Here is an 18,587-nt window from a genome sequence, read left to right as displayed (position 1 = left end):
CAGGTATGGCGTTTATTGTTGTTGGAAATTCAAGGTCCCCAGAAAAGGAAATAACATGCAAGGCGACAAGAAAGTCATCGAATATCTGAACGCGCAGCTCAAGAACGAGCTGACCGCGATCAACCAGTACTTCCTGCATGCACGGATGTACCGCCATTGGGGCCTCGAAAAACTCGGCAAGCACGAATACGATGAGTCGATCGGCGAAATGAAGCACGCCGACATGCTGATCGAGCGCATCTTCATGCTCGACGGTCTGCCGAATCTGCAGGACCTGCACAAACTGCTGATCGGCGAGGAAACCAAAGAGATCCTCGAATGCGATCTGAAGCTCGAGCAGATTTCACAAGGCACCTGCAAGGAAGCGATTGCGTATTGCGAATCGGTGCGTGATTTCATCTCGCGTCAAATCTTTACGACGATTCTCGACGACACCGAAGAACATATCGACTGGCTCGAAACCCAGCTCGATCTGATCGATAAGGTCGGTATCCAGAACTACCAGCAAAGTGCGATGGGTTCGGTCGAATCCTGATCGGACCATGGCAACCGGTCGCGCCCGGCGGCGCATGCAGTTCGCCGGCGCGCGAGCGGTTGCGACATGCATTGATGGATCGGCGGATAAGCATTCGCGCTGAACCGCGCCGCGCGGGCGATATACTTGCGAACGTTTTAGCGCGCGGTCTGACTTCCGCAGTCTGATGCATTAACCGGTTTCCGCTGTTTTCTCCGAGCGTCGAATTACATCCGTTTTCCACGCCTATGCCCGCACCCTCGCTCTCCCCGACTGTCCGGACTTTCACTGGTGGCGCCGCATCGCGGGCGCCGATCGGCATTTTCGATTCGGGGCTCGGCGGTCTGTCCGTGCTGCGGGCGGTGCGCGCGCAACTTCCCGACGAAGCGATCCTGTACGTCGCCGATTCGCTGTACGCGCCGTATGGCGAACGCGACGATGACTTCATCGCCGACCGCACGCTCGCGATCGGCGAATGGCTGGTCGAACGCGGCGCGAAGGCGTTGGTGGTGGCGTGCAACACGGCGACCGCGCAATCGATCGCGCTGGTGCGCGAAAAGCTGCCGATTCCGCTGATCGGCGTCGAACCGGGCATCAAGCCGGCCGCGCTGCAATCGAAAAGCCGCGTCGCCGGTGTGCTCGCGACGCAGGCAACGCTGCGCAGCGCCCGCTTCCAGGGGTTACTCGAACGTTATGCCGCCGATTGCCGCTTTCTGTGCCAGCCGGGTCATGGGCTCGTGCAGGCGGTGGAGCGTTGCGATGTCGGCTCGGCCGAACTACGCGCGCTGCTGCGCGGCTATCTCGAACCGATGCTCGACGCGGGCGCCGATACGCTCGTGCTCGGCTGCACTCACTATCCGTTTCTCGATGCGGCAATCCGCGATATCGTCGGCGACCGGCTCATGCTGATCGACACGAGCGTCGCAATTGCACGTCAACTGGAACGCGTGCTGGGCCAGCATGGCGTACGCGCCGCCACATCCGTGGCCGATACCCCGCTGCCCCTCTTCTATTCCACCGACGATGGCATCCATCAGCAACAACTCGCCGCGACGCTGCTGCATATCGACGCGGCGGTCGAGCAGGTGCTGATTCCGTCGCGCCGCACCGCCACGCCGGATTCGCGGGCGGCGTAAGGCTCGCGCGCAAGGCGTTCTACCGGCGGCTCTCGCAGGCGCTTTCCCGTTGATGTCGCTGCGTTATTAGTGCCCTCGCTGGCGCTTCTTGCTGCTTGCCCGCGCCCTTCCCACGCTTGCGCCGCGCTCGACGACGCGCCACCTAGCGACCTATCCCTCTGACGAAACCCTTTCGACAGGCTGGTTTTGTTACAAAAAATCGCACGGGGTGCTTGCCAAACGGCTCGAACAAAATGATAATAATTCGCATTAACGTTAGCTATCACGCCTGCCATGATTGTCTGTGTCTGCAAATCCGTTTCCGACCGCACAATCCGCTCCTCGATCGCGGAAGGTATCGATTCGTTCGACGAGTTGCAGTTTGAACTCGGGGTCGCCTCATGCTGCGGGAAGTGCGAGCAGTCCGTGCGCGACGTCATGCTGCAAAGCGGCGTCTGTGCGAGCCGCTGCGGTGTTGTCGAACACCAGCACGTGCAGACCGTCGCGCAGGTGGCGCAGGTAGCGTTCTACGAGCGCAAGGCAGCCTGAGCTAGCGGTCTGGGCGCGACGCAAGGCGCGCTCAGGATATTTTCATGTGTCACTGTTTATCGCGACATTTAATGTAACGTTTAGTGCGACATTGGATGTGCCGCGTTTCTGCCACATATTCGCAGTACGCTCGAGTTAGTTTTATCCCACTGCCGTCAGCAAGCCAGTATTCGTACCAGCCAGCTACCCGCTCACCTCTAGTAAGGAGTTCGAGATGGAATTGCTGATTGGTTTCGTGACTACCCTGTTCATTTCGCTGCTGATTTTCCGAACATGACGATGTCCTGTCTGACGTGCCGCCTGAGCGGCGCGCTGCCACGCTAACATGCAGGCTCCGCATCCCGTCTCCGCCGGCGCTCCGCTGGCTTTGCCCACCCGTACGAATTACCGCGTGCTGAGCGCTACCGCCGTGGTGGCGGCGATTCACGTCGCATTGCTGGCGGTGATCATGACGTTGCGTCACGATCCGGTGCAGCCGGCGCTCGAATCGCATGTGATGACCGCCGAGTTGTTGCCGCCCGCACCGGTCGCCGCGCCCGCGCTGCAATCGATCGCGCCACCGCCTCCGCAGCCGACGCCGCCGGTTCATACGAAGCCCAAGGTACAGCCGAAACCGACGCCCAGGCCGACCCCGACGCCGTTGCCGCAGGCCGCCGCGCCGTCGCCGACACCGGTTGCAGCACCCGCTCCGACGCCGCCCGCGCCCGCCGCGCCGGCGCCGCCGCCAGCAGCCGCGGCACCGGCGATCGGCAAGGAAACGATGGAAATCGCCGCGCCGAAAAATGTCGCGCACCTCGACTGCAACATCGCCAAGCCTGACTACCCGGCGCTGTCGCGGCGCCGCGGCGAGACCGGCACCGCGTACGTGAAGTTCGTGGTCGGGTTGAGCGGCAAGCTCGAGAACATCGAACTCAAGAAGACCAGCGGCTTTAGCCGTCTCGACGACGCCGCGCTCGCCGCTGTCCACGCGAGCACGTGTAAGCCATATATCGAGAACGGCCAACCAGTTCGAGCCGCGTATACCCAGCCTTACAACTTCAATCTGGACGATTGAGGGCAGATTTCAAAAAAGGAATTGCAATGCAAAACTACGGAATGGCGCACGTGTGGGCGCAAGGGGATTTCGTGACGCGCGGTATCGCGCTCACGCTGTTGATCATGTCGGTGCTGTCGTGGAGCGTGATCGTCATCAAAGGCTGGAACGTGATGCGCTTGAAGCGTCTCACGAAGGATGCCGAACGGTCGTTCTGGCACTCCGACGATCTCGCCGACGGTGTGAAGAAACTCGGTGGCGGTTCGTCCACGCCGCAGGACAACCCGTTCCTCGCGCTCGCGCTGTCGGGCCAGGAAGCGGCTGATCATCATCACCAGACGCAGCCGCATCTGCACGACCGCATGGACGTGTCGGACTGGGTCACGCGCTGCCTGAAAGACACGATGGACGAAAGCGTCGCGCGCATGCAGAGCGGCCTCGCGATTCTCGCGTCGATCGGCAGCACGGCACCGTTTGTCGGTCTGTTCGGCACGGTGTGGGGCATCTATCACGCACTGCTCGCGATCGGCGCAAGCGGCCAGTCGTCGATCGATCAGGTTGCCGGCCCGGTCGGCGAAGCGCTGATCATGACCGCGTTCGGTCTGTTCGTCGCGATTCCCGCTGTGCTCGGCTATAACGCACTGACGCGCGCCAACAAGGCGATCGTCGCGAAGCTGAGCCGCTTCGCGCACGGGCTGCATGCGTTCTTCGTGACGGGTGCCCGCCTGTCGTCGTCCAAGCGCGACGGTCTGCGTCTCGCGACCCGCGCCAACGCCAACTGATCGACGAGGCATTCCGATGGCAATGAGCCCCTTCGCCGGAGACGATGACGACGGCCTGATGAACGAGATCAACATGACGCCGCTCGTCGACGTGATGCTGGTTCTGCTGATCGTCTTCATGGTGACGATTCCGGTGATCCGTCATGCTGTGAAAATCGATCTGCCGCACGCGAGCAGTCAGAAGGAAGACACGAAGCCCGCGCAGGTGACGGTGTCGATCGATGCCGACGGCGACGTCCTGTGGGACGACACCAAGGTCGACGACGCGGCGCTTGCGGCGAAGATTGCGCAGGCCGCGCAAACGAGCCCGCAGCCGGAATTGCATCTCGATGCGGATCGCAAGGTGCCTTACGAGAAAGTCGCGCAAGTGATGTCGGCCGCGCAGGCGGGCGGCCTCACAAAGATCGGTTTCGTCACGCAGCCCAAAGCAAAGTAATTTGCGGAGTAACTCGCGAAACAAGGCACCGAACACGCTTTAAATCGCAGCCCAAAAGTAAAAGGCCTTCATCGTCAGATGAAGGCCTTTTTTTGTGCGCGCTAGGCGCCTTCGGGCGGCGGGATCATTTGCCATCGGCCGAAGACTGATGGCTCATATCACCGCATGCGACGGCCGTGGTCGACACGGACAGCGCGGTCAGCCCTATCAGGCCCGCTATGATAGCGGCCATGAGTTTTCGCATAGGGGACTCCTTAGCGAAGGGATTTCACTATAGGCTCGGGCACGCGCGCATTCAAGCAAACAGCCATTGAAAGTAGTGATGACAGCCCACGCTTAAATGCTAAAAACGATTTGCAGTGCGCGTTATAGCGCGGCGGCCGGAACGTCGGCAAGCGCGCGCTGCTTTGCCGCCTTTTCGTCGCGCACCGGACACTCGCCCATGATGTGCTTGCCATCGTCCGGATCGAGCATCTCGACCAGATAATCGACGAACGCACGCACCGCCGGCACCATCCCCTGACGCGACACGAACACCGCATACAACTGCGGCGTCGGGAAAGTCCAACCCGGCATCACCGGCGACAACTGCCCCGCTCTCAATGCCGCGCCGTACATCATTTCCGGCAGCGCGGCGATGCCGACCCCGGAAAGCACCGCCTCGCGGATCGTCATCAGATCGGCGGTCACGAGGCGCGGTTCGTGCTCGTGCGCATGCCGTGTGCCGTCGGGTGAAATCAGGTTGTACACATGGCGGCCGTCGCTGGTCGGTACGTCGAGCGTTTCGAAGCGGTTCAGTTCGGCCGGCGTGAGCGGCGGTGCATTCTGCTGCAACAGGCTCGGCGCGCCGACCAGCATCTGCTGAGTGCGCCACAACGGCCGCACGACGATGTTCGCGTTTTCCGGCGGATCGGAGCGCACACGCAATGCCACATCGATCGCATCCTCGAACAGATCGACCACGCGGTTCGTCACGCGCATCACGACGCGTACCTCCGGATAGCGATGCATGAATTCGGGCAGGATGGTCGACAGGATCGTCTGCGAGATCGTGACCGGCACGCTTACGCGTACCGTGCCGCGTGGCGACGAGCGCAACTGCTGCACGACATTGACCGCCGCCTGCGCTTCGCTCAGCATCGCCTGACAGTGCTGATAGAACAGCTGCCCGGCTTCGGTCAGCGCGAGCTTGCGGGTGGAACGCTGCAACAGGCGCACGCCGAGCGATGCCTCCAGCTCCGTGAGCCGGCGCGACAACCGCGATTTCGAGATGCCCAGCACCCGCTCCGCCGCGGAAAAACCGCCATGCTCGACAACCTGCGAGAAGTACATCAGATCATTGAGGTTATGTGAATCGATCTTCATCTCATCGTTCCATTAACAGAACAATCCATTGCCCGATGGCGGCTGGAATGTCGAAAAACGGTCCCTATAATAGCTCCATGTTTCAAAAATAACGCTATTCCCCATTTTTCGAGGTGATATTGATGAGCACGTCACGCACGATCGAACGCACGTTTCCCGCGATTCGCACGACTGAAGGCGGCGGCTTTATCGTCCACCGTCCGTTTCCGACACGTCTGCTGATGGACTTCGATCCGTTCCTGCTGCTCGATGAAATGGGACCGGTCGACTACGCGCCCGGCGAGGCCAAGGGTGCGCCCGACCATCCGCATCGCGGCTTCGAAACAGTCACGTACGCGCTCGAAGGCCAGTTCGGTCACAAGGACTCGGCGGGCCATTCCGGCACGCTGCGCGCGGGCGACGTGCAATGGATGACCGCTGGCGCGGGCGTCGTGCACAGCGAGATGCCCGATCCTGAGTTCACACGCACCGGTGGCCGCGTGCACGGCCTGCAACTGTGGGTCAATCTGCCGCGCCGCGACAAGATGATCGCGCCGCGCTACCAGGAAATCCCGTCGGCGAGCATTCCGGTCGCGACGTCCGAGGACGGCAAGGTGCGCGTGAAAGTGATCGCTGGCGAGGCGCTCGGCGTGCACGCCGCGATCGAGACACGCACGCCGATCCTGTATCAGCATTTCTCGCTGCAACCGGGCGCGACGATTCGCCAGCCTGTGCCGGCCGACTATCGCGTCTTCGCTTATGGCCTGTCCGGCAAGGGCCAGTACGGTGAAGGTGACGCGCGTCAGGCGATCGATGCGCGGACGATGGTCGTGTTCAACGACGACGGTGACGCCGTGACCCTCTCCGCCGGCGACGAACCGCTCGAGGTGCTGCTGCTCGGCGGCGTGCCGCTCAAGGAGCCGGTGGTGCGCTATGGTCCGTTCGTGATGAACACCGAGGACGAAATCCGCCAGGCAGTGATCGACTATCAGGCGGGACGGATGGGCGCGATTACACACTGACGCGCGGCGGGCACCAACACCCGCCATTCGCGCTGGCTACCGCGCCTGGTACTAGTACTGGTACTGGTAAGCAGCCCGGAGCATGCGCCACTACTCCTCACGCGCGCGAGACTCCGGGTCTCGGGGCGCGAACGCCGTCAAATTCGGTCACAATAACGGCTCCTGTCGCGCGGCGCGCCTTTCCTCGCAGTGAGCCGCCACGCGCGACGCTTTTCCGTCCCTTGCAGAGGAACGCGCATGGCAGAGTCCACCGTCACCGCCCATATTGGCTCGACGAATTTCCAGGTCATCTTCGACGACGGCAAGCACACATGGCTCGCCGACGAACCCGAATCGCTCGGCGGCGGCGATCGCGGTCCGACGCCGGTCTCGCTGCTGCTATCGAGTCTCGGCGCCTGCACGTCGATCACGCTGAAGATGTACGCGCAGCGCAAAAGCTGGCCACTTGCGGGCGTGCGCGTCAAACTATCGATGGAAACCGGCGACGCCGGTTCGACCATCGATCGTCAGATCATCCTCGAAGGCGAGCTGTCCGACGAGCAGCGGGAACGGCTTTTGCAAATTGCCAATGCGTGTCCGGTGCACAAGATCCTCACCCATACGATTTCGATCCGCTCCGCTCTCGCCGTCGCGTAACGGCATGGCAGGCGCCCGCGCTAACAGGCCACAGAGATTGCAACGCGCGGGTATTGCAACATTTTCATAGGACGCAGTCGTCTTGAATTTCGAACACCTCATCCAGATCAACGATCCGTTGAATCCCCTCGTCGAGTCGATGACCCGCGATCAACTGTGGGAAGGGCTCGTGCTGCGCGCCGAGCAGCCGCAACTGTTCGTGATCGGCCTCGACAGCTGCACGATTCTGTCGCGCGAGGGCAATGTGCTGGAGCGCGAACTGCACTACGGTCAGGCGACCGTGCGCGATCGTGTCACGCTGCAGGAAAGCCGGAGCGTGCGCTACGACATCCAGCAGACCGCGGACTACGTCGGCGGCTCGTTGACGATGACGATCGAGCAGCCCGACGAGCTGCAGCTATTCCTGCGCTTCGAGTATGCGACCACGCTGCCCGTCTCGACGACCGATCAGGACGCCGTGCAGACGCAGGAGATCGTCAAGTCCGCGTACCGTGAAAACGACATCGATACCGTTCGGTTGATCCGCCAGTACGTGGTGACCCGGCAGGAACCGGGACCGTTGCACTGAAATACCGCGCGGGCGTCCTGCCCGTGCGCCCTCCGGGCCGTGCCCAGGACGGCCCTGCGAAGTTGTCGTGCCGCTCTTTCATTCAGCTATCAGAAGTCGAATCCGATGAATTTCTCAAGCTTGGAAATAGGAATGGTTATCATTTAGAATCAACTTATCGAATCGACGAACAAGCTAAAACGAATGACCGATCTCACCCGCCCCTCCACGCTCAGCCTGCGCCGCGCGGCGGCCGCGCTGACCAGCCGTCCGAAAGCGTCGACGACGGCAACCCCCGTCGCGAAATCCGCCACGGAGCGCGCGAACGGTTCGGGCGAGACATCGGAACGGACTCTGCGCAGCGAAGCGCTGCTGCAAGGCCATAGTCATATCAGCATCGTGCACAACGGCGAGACGTACCAGTTGCGCGCCACGCGTCTGGGCAAGCTGATTCTGACGAAGTAACGACGCAACACGAAGTACGTACCGGGTATTGTGGGGACCACCTCCCAGAGAGGTGTTGGGCATTAGCCAGCCACGACGGCTTGCACGCGAGAACTAGACCCCTTCGTGCAAACACCAAGCCAGCCGTCGCAGCAAGCCAGGCCGCTTTTTTGGTTCTCACTGGAAGCGGACGCGCGAAAAGCCGCGTAACCGTCAGGCAGAAAATGAAAAAGCCGTGGGATGGCAACATCCCACGGCTTTTCTGTTTTCGGCGCCAGCGAGAGCCGCCGGCCGGGTGAAAGACTAAAAACTTACTTCGACGCCCAGCCCCAGAACATCAGCCACCACGCGCTATTGACGACACCCAGCGCCGCGACGAACCACACCATCGCCAGCGCGCGCTGCACGAAACGCTCGCTATAGCGGCGCGTGACGAGCCAGGCGAGCCATGCGCTCCACGCGCTCGCAATCACCAGAATCGCGATACGCAGATCCGATGCCCACCACAGCGGCACGTGCTCGGCGCGCAGCAGCGATAGCGTCGTTGCGGAGAGCCCGAGGAACACGCCCGCGCCGGCGATCGGAATCAGCCCTTGCGTCAGATGATGCAGACGGGTCGAGTTAAACCGCCCGAGCATGCGGGTCGCACCGGCCAGCAACAGCAGCAGCGCGGTGCCGTACACAAGCGCCGTCGCGAGGATGTAGCCGATCAGCAGCGAGCCGTCGAGCCACGAAAACACATCGTTCTGCTCGGGGTAATGCGTGAACAGGAACCACGGTGCGTTGGTCTCGAGCGGCCATGTGATGTCGTGATCGACGAGCCACGTCGCGGAGAACATCTTCAGATCGATGAACCAGCGCGATGCGGTCCAGTGGAACGCGCCGATCGCGATGCCAAGCAGGCCGTACAGGATCAGCGCGGTATCCCACGGATTTGCCTGCTTGTCACCCAGTTGCACCACTTCAGTCGACGGCTTACGCCACGTCAACGCAATCGCGTCGCGGTGGCCGCTGCAACGGCCACACATATGGCAGTCCGCCGCGCCCTTCATATTGCGCAACGGCACGAGCGGCGCGCAGTTGATCGGAATCACGCGATGCCCGTGCTCGCCGTTCGTATAGGAGCGGCGCCACGCATCTTCATCGACCTTGTAGTGGAACGGCGCGAGGCGCGCCAGAAGCGCAAAAACCCCGTTGACGGGGCACAGGTATTTGCACCAGATGCGCTTCTCGCGTCCGTACAGCAAACCGATCACGATCGCCGCGAAGGTCGAGCCTCCCAATACCAGCAGCACCGCTTTCGGATACTGATAGACGCTGACCATCTGGCCGTAAATCGTCGTGATACCGAATGCGACGAACGGCCAGCCGCCCCAACGCATCCAGCGCGGAATCGCGCGGCCGCGGCCGAACTTGCTCGCGAATTCGGCGAGCGCGCCTTCCGGACATAGCACGCCGCACCACACGCGGCCGAGCATCACCATCGACAGCAGCACGAACGGCCACCAGATGCCCCAGAACACGAATTGCGCAGCCAGCGTCAGGTTGTTCCACAGATGCGCGGTGTCGTCCGGCAGCGGCATCAGCGCCGGCACGATGATCAGGAACGCGTAGACCGCAACCACGACCCACTGGATGCCGCGGATCACCGCGCCGTGGCGCTGCATCCACTGGCCGGCCGCCGCGAGGCGGCCCGGACGCGGGGCCATCACGGCGCTCATGCCGCGCGCCCCGCCGTCTGCTGCGCCGGCTTGCGATTCGCCCGGCGCACGAGCAGATAGACAACGCCCCAGTACACCGCGTAAGCGATCAGGTTCATCAAGGCGGGATGGGCACGATAGCCGGTCAGCGTCGCCACGAGCGAGCCGAAGGTGCTCGAATCGTCGAGGATCGCCGACGAATTCCACAGCTGGTCGACGAGCGTCGGCAGGATTTCCTTGTCGATCAGCTTGTCGACACCGGTTTGGAACAGGCCCGCGCCGAGGAACAGCAGCATGATTTCGGTGACGCGGAAGAAGTGCCGCCACGAGAAGAACTTGCCGCCCAGTTGCAGCACGTAGAAGGTCAGGAATGCAAGCGCGAGGCCAAGCACGACCGCGAGCATCTGGGTGCCGTCGACATGACCCGACTGGCCGAAGCCGAGGCCGTACAGGAAGATCACCGTCTCGCTGCCTTCACGCGCAATCGCCAGTGCGACCAGCACCGAAACGCCCCACCAGTTCGAATCGCGTCGACTCTTCTGCAGCGACTGCTCCATGTCGCGCTTCAGCGTGCGGCCGTGCTGCTTCATCCACAGCACCATCTGTACGATCAGCACGCAGGCGATCAGCACCATCGCGGTCTGGAAATAATCCTGCGCATCGCCGGACAGCACCTCGGTGAAACCGACGAGCGCCGCGCCCAGCGCCACCGCCGCAATCACGCCAGCCGCCACGCCGCCCCACAGGTACGGCAAGCCGCGGCGCGCGTCGGCGTCGCCATTTTTCAACCACGCATACAGGATGCCGACGACCAGCAGCGCCTCGACACTTTCCCGCCACACGATGAACAGAATCTGACCCATTGAAGCTCTCCCTTCGATGCTCTTACTGCCCGCGAACGGAGGCGCTCGCCTCACGCGGCGCGCTCGCGTTCGAGGCCATGGCTACTTCGCGACGATCACGCCCTGCGCCTGCTGGTGGAAATCGTCGAAAAACTTGTATTCGCCCGGCTCTAGCGGAGCAATCACGACGAACGATTCGGCGCCCGGCGCCAAAACTTTTTCCTTGCGCAACTGCACGCTCTCGAACTCAGCGGCGCCCTTGCCGGTGTTGCGCACTTCGATCTTGATACGCTGCCCCGCCGGCACTTCGATACGTGCAGGATTCAGCTTGCCGTCGTTCATTTCCAGCTTGAAGGTCGGCAGGTCGGCTGCTTGAGCTGCGCCCGCCAGCAAAAACGTGGCGGCGAACATCGCGATCTTTCGGTTGATTCCCATGAGCCCTTCCGGAAAACACGGCACGCCGACACCGGCTGTAACACCGGACACCCGCGCGCCGTCTGCTGCATTCACCAATGCGCCGATTCAGCGCCGCGCGACCGCGCAATCAAAGTCCGCTCGCGCAACGCAAGCGGCCTGGACGCGGCGATCAATAACCGCCCTTCTTGCCGATACCGGCGAACGTGAAGTCGTACTCGATCGTGAACGGCTTGAACCACGGACCCACGCCGGTTTCCTTGTCGACGTGGCGGCCGAACGACATGTGGCCCATCTGCATCGGCGGTTCGACGATCAGCTTCAGATGATATTTGCCCGGACCTTGCAGCTTGACGTTGTCGCCATAGTGCGGACCGTCGTTGGCGACCATCGGCATCAGGTCGCCCTTCTGTGCCTGGGTCGAGCCGGCCTTCGTCAGCTCGTAGTGGACTTGCAGATACGGCATCCAGTCGCCTTCCGCGAAACCAGTCGGATTGTTCTTGACCGCGTGAATGTCGGCTTCGAGGTGGACGTCCGAATCAGATGCCTTGCGCATCATGCCTTCGGGTTCCATCGTGATCGGCTGCAGATAAACCGCGCCGATTTCCATGCCACCCTCGATATGCTGCTTGCCGATCGGGTACTCGGCAGCCGTGGCCGACAACGCCGCGACGGCGGCTACCGCTGCCGCGCCGCCCCGCACCAATGAAGAAATGCGCATTGTGAAACTCCTTGTTTTTATCAGACTGGAATCGAACTCATTGGAACAGTGCGCCGCGCAAGCCAGATGTAAATTTAAATGCGAACCATTCTCAATATTGGCAAGTTTATCATTGTTCCCCAGTGAGAACAAACGCGGAAGCACGCCAAACCTTGCGCCATAAGGGTCTTAAGGCACATTTAAGGAAGCCGGTGGCAGGCGTGTCGAACGATTAGGCAGGTGGGAGCTGCGGCGTGTGGGCAATTCCGGCGGGGAGCCGACGGCCGGTAAAGTTGAACAAGGCGTGGCGCATGGCCACGCCCAAGTGAAAGGACGCGTTATTCGACGCCCGAAACGTGATCGCCGACATTCGCGCCGAACACGCGCTGACGCAACAGCGCGAGCTGGTCGCGGGTCTGCGCGGCCTTTTCGAACTCGAGATTCTTCGCGTGCTCCATCATCTGCTTTTCGAGACGCTTGATCTCTTTGGCAAGCTGCTTCTCGGACATATCCTCGAATTTCGCGCGCGTCTGCTGTTCCTTCAGTTCGGCGCGCGCTTCGTCGACGTTGTACACGCCGTCGATGATGTCGCGAATCCGCTTGACCACCCCGCGCGGCGTAATGCCACGCGCAAGGTTGAACGCGATCTGCTTGGCGCGGCGCCGCTCGGTCTCGTCGATCGCGCGGCGCATCGAGTCCGTCACGTTATCCGCATACAGAATCGCCTTGCCGTTCACGTTTCGCGCCGCCCGGCCGATGGTCTGGATCAGCGAGCGCTCGGCGCGCAGGAAGCCTTCCTTATCAGCGTCGAGAATCGCGACCAGCGACACTTCCGGAATATCGAGCCCTTCGCGCAGCAGGTTGATCCCGACCAGCACGTCGAACGTGCCGAGGCGCAGATCGCGGATGATTTCGACCCGCTCCACCGTGTCGATATCGCTGTGCAGATAGCGCACCTTGACGCCATGGTCGGCCAGAAACTCGGTGAGCTGCTCGGCCATCCGCTTGGTCAGCACGGTGACCAGCACGCGATCGCCAGCCTTGACGCGCTCGTTGATCTCGGCGAGTACGTCGTCGACCTGACTGCGCGCCGGCCGCACCTCGATTTCGGGATCGACGAGACCCGTGGGGCGCACCAGCTGTTCGGCGACCTGACCCGACGTCTTCTTTTCGTAGTCGGCCGGCGTCGCCGATACGAACACCACCTGGCGCATCTTGCGCTCGAACTCGTTGAACTTGAGCGGCCGGTTGTCGAGCGCCGACGGCAGACGGAAACCGTAGTCGACCAGGTTTTCCTTGCGCGCGCGGTCGCCGTTGTACATGCCGTTCAGCTGGCCGATCAGCACGTGCGACTCGTCGAGCATCATGATCGCGTCGGGCGGCAGATAGTCGACGAGCGTCGGCGGCGGTTCGCCCGGCGCCGCGCCGGAAAAGTGCCGCGAGTAGTTTTCAATCCCCTTGCAGAAGCCCAGCTCCTGCAGCATCTCCAGGTCGAAGCGGGTGCGCTGCTCGAGCCGCTGTGCCTCGACGAGCTTGCCGTCGCTATAGAAGAATTCGAGCCGGTCGCGCAGCTCGGCCTTGATCGTTTCGACCGCGCGCAGCACCGTGTCGCGCGGCGTCACGTAGTGCGACGACGGATACACGGTGAAGCGCGGAATTTTCTGCCGCACGCGGCCGGTCAGCGGATCGAACAGCTGCAGCGTTTCGACTTCGTCGTCGAACAGCTCGACCCGCACGGCCATTTCCGCGTGCTCGGCCGGGAAGATATCGATCGTATCGCCGCGCACGCGAAACGAGCCGCGCTGGAAATCGGCCTCGTTGCGGCTGTACTGCATCGCGATCAGCCGCGCGATGACGTCGCGCTGGCCGAGCCGGTCGCCGGTACGCAGCGTCAGAATCATCTGGTGATATTCGGACGGATTACCGATACCGTAAATCGCCGACACGGTCGCGACGATCACGACGTCGCGCCGCTCCATCAGGCTCTTCGTGGCCGACAGCCGCATCTGCTCGATATGCTCGTTGATCGACGAGTCTTTCTCGATGAACAGATCGCGCTGCGGCACATACGCTTCCGGCTGGTAGTAATCGTAGTACGAGACGAAGTACTCGACCGCGTTGCGCGGGAAGAACTCGCGGAACTCCGAGTACAGCTGCGCGGCGAGCGTCTTGTTCGGCGCGAACACGATGGCCGGGCGGCCGAGCCGCGCGATCGTGTTGGCCATCGTGAAGGTCTTGCCGGAGCCGGTCACGCCGAGCAGCGTCTGGAATGCGAGGCCGTCGCCGACGCCTTCGACGAGCGTGTCGATGGCCGTGGGCTGGTCGCCGGCGGGCGGATAGGGCTGATAGAGCTTGAACGGCGAGCCTTCGAACGCGACGAATCGGGATTCGTCGAGCGTATCGTCGGCTTCAGTCAGATGGTGTTCGGACATAAGGGACGGCCGGGCCTGGGGCAAAGAATCATTCTAACGGGTTGCGCAAAGCGACGATCGAGCGGGCTTGCGTAGGATTGGATAGCGCGCCGGCTATCGCGGCGTTGGCGTTGGCGTTGGCGTTGGCGTTGGCGTTGGCGTTGGCGTTGGCGTTGGCGGACGTATGTTATGGCCCTTTGGGTGGGCGTGCAGCACTGTCCACGCGTGGGCTCACTGTATGTTGCGCGCCACTGATGCCGGCGCGCGCGATAAACCTGCCGCCGCGCGCCTCGTCTGCCTCGCACCTTCGATCAGACCGGGACGACGCGGCTTTCTCGCCTCCACACATGGCCGCGGAGCGCCTGTTTTTCAAGCAAATAATTGCCCGGAGCAGGTTCCGTCGTCCGAAAAACGCGCCCGGATTCGTTACAATGCGACGTTGCGCTTGCTCGCCGCTCCCTGAAGGCCGTCCCCGTTTTCGCGTTTCGCCAGACTCACGTCGAACCTCCCGAACACCGCCGACGGCAAAGGCCAGGCCGCCGCGCGCGCGAAGCCGCCCTCTTTTACAACTGCTGCCCATCCCATCATGTCTCTGTTCTCCGCCGTCGAACTTGCTCCCCGCGACCCGATTCTGGGCCTGAACGAATCCTTCAACGCCGACACGCGCACCACCAAGGTCAACCTCGGTGTTGGCGTGTATTTCAATGAAGAAGGCAAGATTCCGTTGCTGCGCGCCGTGCGCGATGCGGAAAAGGCCCGCGTCGAAGCCGCGCTGCCGCGCGGCTATCTGCCGATCGAAGGCATCGCCGCATACGATGCAGCCGTGCAAAAGATGCTGCTCGGCAACGACTCGCCGCTGATCGCCGCAGGCCGCGTCGTCACGGCGCAGGCGCTGGGCGGCACGGGCGCATTGAAGATCGGTGCGGACTTCCTGAAGCGCGTGAATCCGAACAGCAAGGTCGCGATCAGCGATCCGAGCTGGGAAAACCACCGCGCGCTGTTCGAAGGTGCCGGCTTCACCGTCGAGTCGTATCCGTACTATGACGCGCCGACACACGGTGTGAACTTCGACGGCATGCTCGCCGCGCTGAACAGCTATGAAGCGGGCACGATCGTCGTGCTGCACGCGTGCTGCCACAACCCGACCGGCGTCGACCTCAGCGTCGAACAATGGAAGCAGGTGGTGGAAGTCGTCAAGGCGCGCAACCTCGTGCCGTTCCTCGACATCGCCTACCAGGGCTTCGGTGACGGCATCGACGCGGACGCGGCAGCCGTGCGCCTGTTCGCGGCCAAGGAACTGAACGTGTTCGTGTCGTCGTCGTTCTCGAAGTCGTTCTCGCTGTACGGCGAGCGCGTCGGTGCGCTGTCGATCATCACGTCGAGCCAGGAAGAATCGGCACGCGTGTTGTCGCAACTGAAGCGCGTGATCCGCACGAACTACTCGAACCCGCCGACGCACGGCGGCTCGATCGTCGCGGCCGTGCTCGCGTCGCCGGAGTTGCGCGCCACGTGGGAATCGGAACTGGGCGAGATGCGCGACCGTATCCGCGCAATGCGCAATGGCCTCGTTGAACGTCTGAAGGCAAACGGCGTCGATCGCGACTTCGGCTTCGTGAACGCGCAGCGCGGCATGTTCTCGTACTCGGGTCTGACCGCTGCGCAAGTGGATCGTCTGCGTGAAGAGTTCGGCATCTATGCAGTGAACACGGGCCGCATCTGCGTGGCCGCGCTGAACACGCGCAATCTCGACGTCGTCGCTAACGCGATTGCTCACGTGCTGAAGTAAGGCATTTGGCGGCGCGGCGGAAGCTTGCCGCGCCGGGTCGCGGATTTCACGCTGCAGCCGCCTGTAAAAACGGCGCCCTTTCTTGTGAAAAGGGCGCCGTTTTTTATTGCCTGATCGGCAAAGCCTGCTGATAAAACTTCGGCTTCTTTCTGTCGCGAGAATTTAGCGAACACTCTACGAGCGCGACGAAAATGCCGCGCGAATTCAACGCGAATCGCGATGGATATCGTGCGTCACGAAGCCCGCGTCGTTGTCCGGCATGTCGAGCCAATCAGGCTGATCGAGCGAATGGCGGATATCGTCGAGGCCGCTTTGCCAATGCTCGCGCATTGTCGACAGCCCGAACTGAAAATCCTTGTAGTGCCCTTCGTATTCCTTGTGCCGGTATATCAGGTGGATCACGTTGTAGCGCTTCGAGCACGACAGGTCTTCGGCCAGCTTGCACCATGGGTCCTCGCGCTGTTCGACAGGCACGCGGTCCAACACCTCACGCAACACATGCCGGAAACGCTGCGAGCGCTGCAGCATGTCGGTGACAAGGCGCGTGCGGCTCGAATACTGGATGTCTTTCATGCGCCCCTGCACATCGGTGAGGTTGTCCGGCACCGGTCCGATCGCGCTCCATAGATCGACCTGGAACGCGAGCGTGTCGCGGCGCGGCGTGGACTGAATCACCTCGTAGAGCGGCGTGTTCGACATCAGGCCACCGTCCCAGTAGTACTGCCCGTCGATCTCGACTGCCGCAAACCCCGGCGGCAATGCACCCGACGCCATGAAATGCTCCGGCCTCAGCGTCGTATGTGTATTGTCGAAATACGCGAAATTGCCGGTGCCGCAATTGACCGCGCCAACCGACACGCGCATCTCGCCCGAATTGATCCGATCGAAATCGCAGAGCGACTCGAGCGTGGCCTTGAGCGGCGTGGTGTCGTAATAGCTCGCCATTTGCGGCGGCCCGGACACCGTGGGCAGAGGCGGCGGAAAACGCGGCACGAAAAAGCCCCGCTGCCCTTCGACCAGCGCGCTGATCGCCTGCGTCGCGGTAAAAGCCTTGCGCACCGCTTCGCTGGAGTTGAACAGCGCGTGTTCGACAAAAGCGGGGAGCGGCGGCCCGAATGCCGGTTGGCAGATCGTCTCCCAGAATTGCAGCAGACGCTCGACACGCTTTTCCGGTGGATTGCCCGCGATGATCGCCGTATTCAGCGCGCCGATCGAAATGCCCGCAAGCCAGTTCGGTTCGATGCCGGCTTCATACAGCCCTTGAAAGACGCCGGCCTGATAGGCGCCCAGCGCGCCACCGCCTTGCAGCATCAGCGCGATGGTTTGGTAGTTGGGCAACTGGAGATGCCGGCGCGGGTTGGCAGCGGCCGCCGGACCGGCGCCCTCCCCGTCACCGGACACGCCCACGCGCGCCCGCTTCAGATTGGGTTGCGCCACGGGCACTCTCCTTATTGCATATACCAGCCGTGGCTCACGATGAACGACTGACCTGTCAGCGCGGCCGTCGGGAAGGTCGACAGGAACAGCACCGTCTGCGCGACGTCTTCGACCGTCGTGAAAATGCCGTCGACCGTGCCGCCCAGCATCACGCGCTTGACCACTTCTTCCTCGCTGATGCCGAGTTCCTTCGACTGTTCGGGAATCTGCTTGTCGACGAGCGGCGTGCGCACGAACCCCGGACACACGACATGCGAGCGCACGTTGTGCTTCGCGCCTTCCTTGGCGAGCACACGTGCAAGGCCGAGCAGCGCGTGCTTGGCCGTCACGTAGGCGGATTTCAGCGGTGACGCTTCATGTGAATGGACCGAGCCCATGTAGATCACGATGCCGCCGCGATCGTCCTTGTACATGTGCTTGAGCGCGGCCTTGGTGGTCAGAAAGGCGCCGTCCACGTGAATGGCCTGCATCTTCTTCCAGTCCGAAAACGAATAGTTTTCGATCGGATTGACGATCTGGATGCCGGCGTTGGAAATGAGGATGTCGATCGAGCCGAGTTCCGCGGCGACCTTGTCGATACCCTGATTCACCGCGTCTTCGTTGGTCACGTCCATTGCGACGCCGATTGCCTTGCCACCGCCTTTTTTAATTTCCTCGGCGACGGCGTTTGCGCCGTCCTGGTTCAGGTCGGCGATGGCGATCGCCGCGCCCGCCGCGGAAAGAGTCAACGCGATCTGCTTGCCGATGCCGCTTGCGGCGCCCGTGACGACAGCGACCTTACCGTTCAGATTCGTGTTAAGAGACGACATCCAGAACCTCCATGCAGTTGATGAGCAATGAGACCACAAGACCGCGCGCGGCGTGAAGTCGGCCAA

The 18,587-nt window shown here is 62.2% G+C and carries 19 protein-coding genes; 11 read left to right on the top strand and 8 right to left on the bottom strand.

The window, feature by feature from the left end; all coding sequences use genetic code 11:
- Positions 1 to 55: 55 nt before the first annotated feature.
- The 6 genes from bfr (at position 56) to L0U82_RS06210 (ending at position 4,429) form a co-directional block, all read left to right on the top strand.
- On the top strand, positions 56 to 535 hold the full coding sequence (bfr, locus tag L0U82_RS06235; protein ID WP_233829192.1) for a bacterioferritin: 480 nt from the start codon (positions 56 to 58) through the stop codon (positions 533 to 535).
- A gap of 227 nt (positions 536 to 762) precedes the next feature.
- On the top strand, positions 763 to 1,650 hold the full coding sequence (gene murI / locus L0U82_RS06230) for a glutamate racemase (protein WP_233829191.1): 888 nt from the start codon (positions 763 to 765) through the stop codon (positions 1,648 to 1,650).
- A 273-nt stretch (positions 1,651 to 1,923) separates the two neighbouring features.
- Positions 1,924 to 2,178 carry a (2Fe-2S)-binding protein gene (locus tag L0U82_RS06225; RefSeq protein ID WP_233829190.1) on the top strand — a complete coding sequence of 85 codons (255 nt, stop codon included), beginning with the start codon at positions 1,924 to 1,926 and terminating at the stop codon, positions 2,176 to 2,178.
- A gap of 325 nt (positions 2,179 to 2,503) precedes the next feature.
- A complete protein-coding gene (locus tag L0U82_RS06220) occupies positions 2,504 to 3,232 on the top strand; it encodes an energy transducer TonB (RefSeq protein WP_233829189.1) in 729 nt (242 codons plus the stop codon).
- Positions 3,233 to 3,258: 26 nt separating this feature from the next.
- On the top strand, positions 3,259 to 3,993 hold the full coding sequence (locus tag L0U82_RS06215; protein WP_233829188.1) for a MotA/TolQ/ExbB proton channel family protein: 735 nt from the start codon (positions 3,259 to 3,261) through the stop codon (positions 3,991 to 3,993).
- Positions 3,994 to 4,009: 16 nt separating this feature from the next.
- Positions 4,010 to 4,429 (top strand): ExbD/TolR family protein, encoded by a 420-nt coding sequence (locus L0U82_RS06210; protein ID WP_233829187.1) that lies wholly within the window; start codon positions 4,010 to 4,012, stop codon positions 4,427 to 4,429.
- A 366-nt stretch (positions 4,430 to 4,795) separates the two neighbouring features.
- Here L0U82_RS06210 and L0U82_RS06205 read toward each other — a convergent pair whose 3' ends face one another.
- Positions 4,796 to 5,794 (bottom strand): LysR family transcriptional regulator, encoded by a 999-nt coding sequence (locus L0U82_RS06205; RefSeq protein ID WP_233829186.1) that lies wholly within the window; start codon positions 5,792 to 5,794, stop codon positions 4,796 to 4,798.
- Positions 5,795 to 5,916: 122 nt separating this feature from the next.
- Here L0U82_RS06205 and L0U82_RS06200 point away from each other — a divergent pair, with 122 nt between their 5' ends.
- The 4 genes from L0U82_RS06200 (at position 5,917) to hemP (ending at position 8,443) form a co-directional block, all read left to right on the top strand.
- Positions 5,917 to 6,795, top strand: coding sequence for a pirin family protein (locus L0U82_RS06200; protein ID WP_233829185.1), 879 nt, complete (start codon positions 5,917 to 5,919; stop codon positions 6,793 to 6,795).
- A gap of 237 nt (positions 6,796 to 7,032) precedes the next feature.
- Positions 7,033 to 7,431, top strand: a complete 399-nt coding sequence (locus L0U82_RS06195) for an OsmC family protein (protein ID WP_233829183.1) — start codon at positions 7,033 to 7,035, stop codon at positions 7,429 to 7,431.
- Positions 7,432 to 7,513: 82 nt separating this feature from the next.
- Positions 7,514 to 7,999: an SRPBCC family protein gene (locus L0U82_RS06190; protein WP_233829182.1), complete on the top strand. Its 486-nt coding sequence runs from the start codon at positions 7,514 to 7,516 to the stop codon at positions 7,997 to 7,999.
- Between the two features lie 183 nt (positions 8,000 to 8,182).
- On the top strand, positions 8,183 to 8,443 hold the full coding sequence (gene hemP, locus L0U82_RS06185) for a hemin uptake protein HemP (RefSeq protein ID WP_233829181.1): 261 nt from the start codon (positions 8,183 to 8,185) through the stop codon (positions 8,441 to 8,443).
- 290 nt (positions 8,444 to 8,733) lie between these two features.
- Here the strand turns inward: hemP and L0U82_RS06180 are convergent, their stop codons facing one another.
- The 5 genes from L0U82_RS06180 to uvrB all read right to left on the bottom strand — a co-directional run bounded on the left by L0U82_RS06180 (position 8,734) and on the right by uvrB (position 14,510).
- Entirely contained in the window at positions 8,734 to 10,143 is a 1,410-nt protein-coding gene (locus tag L0U82_RS06180; protein ID WP_233829180.1) for a 4Fe-4S binding protein, read from the bottom strand.
- Positions 10,140 to 10,985, bottom strand: coding sequence for an FTR1 family iron permease (locus L0U82_RS06175; protein WP_233829179.1), 846 nt, complete (start codon positions 10,983 to 10,985; stop codon positions 10,140 to 10,142). The genes L0U82_RS06180 and L0U82_RS06175 overlap by 4 nt, the downstream gene beginning before the upstream one ends.
- Before the next feature lie 81 nt (positions 10,986 to 11,066).
- Positions 11,067 to 11,399, bottom strand: coding sequence for a cupredoxin domain-containing protein (locus L0U82_RS06170; protein WP_233829178.1), 333 nt, complete (start codon positions 11,397 to 11,399; stop codon positions 11,067 to 11,069).
- Between the two features lie 151 nt (positions 11,400 to 11,550).
- Positions 11,551 to 12,099, bottom strand: a complete 549-nt coding sequence (locus L0U82_RS06165) for an iron transporter (RefSeq protein WP_233829177.1) — start codon at positions 12,097 to 12,099, stop codon at positions 11,551 to 11,553.
- A gap of 317 nt (positions 12,100 to 12,416) precedes the next feature.
- Positions 12,417 to 14,510, bottom strand: a complete 2,094-nt coding sequence (uvrB, locus tag L0U82_RS06160) for an excinuclease ABC subunit UvrB (protein ID WP_233829176.1) — start codon at positions 14,508 to 14,510, stop codon at positions 12,417 to 12,419.
- A gap of 565 nt (positions 14,511 to 15,075) precedes the next feature.
- Between uvrB and L0U82_RS06155 the strand changes: the two genes are divergently transcribed.
- A complete protein-coding gene (locus L0U82_RS06155) occupies positions 15,076 to 16,275 on the top strand; it encodes an amino acid aminotransferase (RefSeq protein WP_233829175.1) in 1,200 nt (399 codons plus the stop codon).
- A 204-nt stretch (positions 16,276 to 16,479) separates the two neighbouring features.
- Here L0U82_RS06155 and L0U82_RS06150 read toward each other — a convergent pair whose 3' ends face one another.
- Together L0U82_RS06150 and L0U82_RS06145 are read right to left on the bottom strand one after the other, a co-directional pair.
- Complete coding sequence (locus tag L0U82_RS06150) at positions 16,480 to 17,712, bottom strand: DUF3734 domain-containing protein (protein ID WP_233829173.1); 1,233 nt, start codon at positions 17,710 to 17,712, stop codon at positions 16,480 to 16,482.
- 11 nt (positions 17,713 to 17,723) lie between these two features.
- The gene (locus L0U82_RS06145; protein WP_233829172.1) at positions 17,724 to 18,521 is read right to left on the bottom strand and encodes a 3-hydroxybutyrate dehydrogenase; all 798 of its coding nucleotides are present in this window, start codon (positions 18,519 to 18,521) and stop codon (positions 17,724 to 17,726) included.
- Between the last annotated feature and the right edge of the window lie 66 nt (positions 18,522 to 18,587).

It is taken from the genome of Paraburkholderia sp. ZP32-5, from assembly GCF_021390495.1.
In the GTDB taxonomy this organism is placed as follows: domain Bacteria; phylum Pseudomonadota; class Gammaproteobacteria; order Burkholderiales; family Burkholderiaceae; genus Paraburkholderia.
Note: the sequence above shows the minus strand (reverse complement) of the source record. Positions and strands in the feature narration are given on the sequence as shown.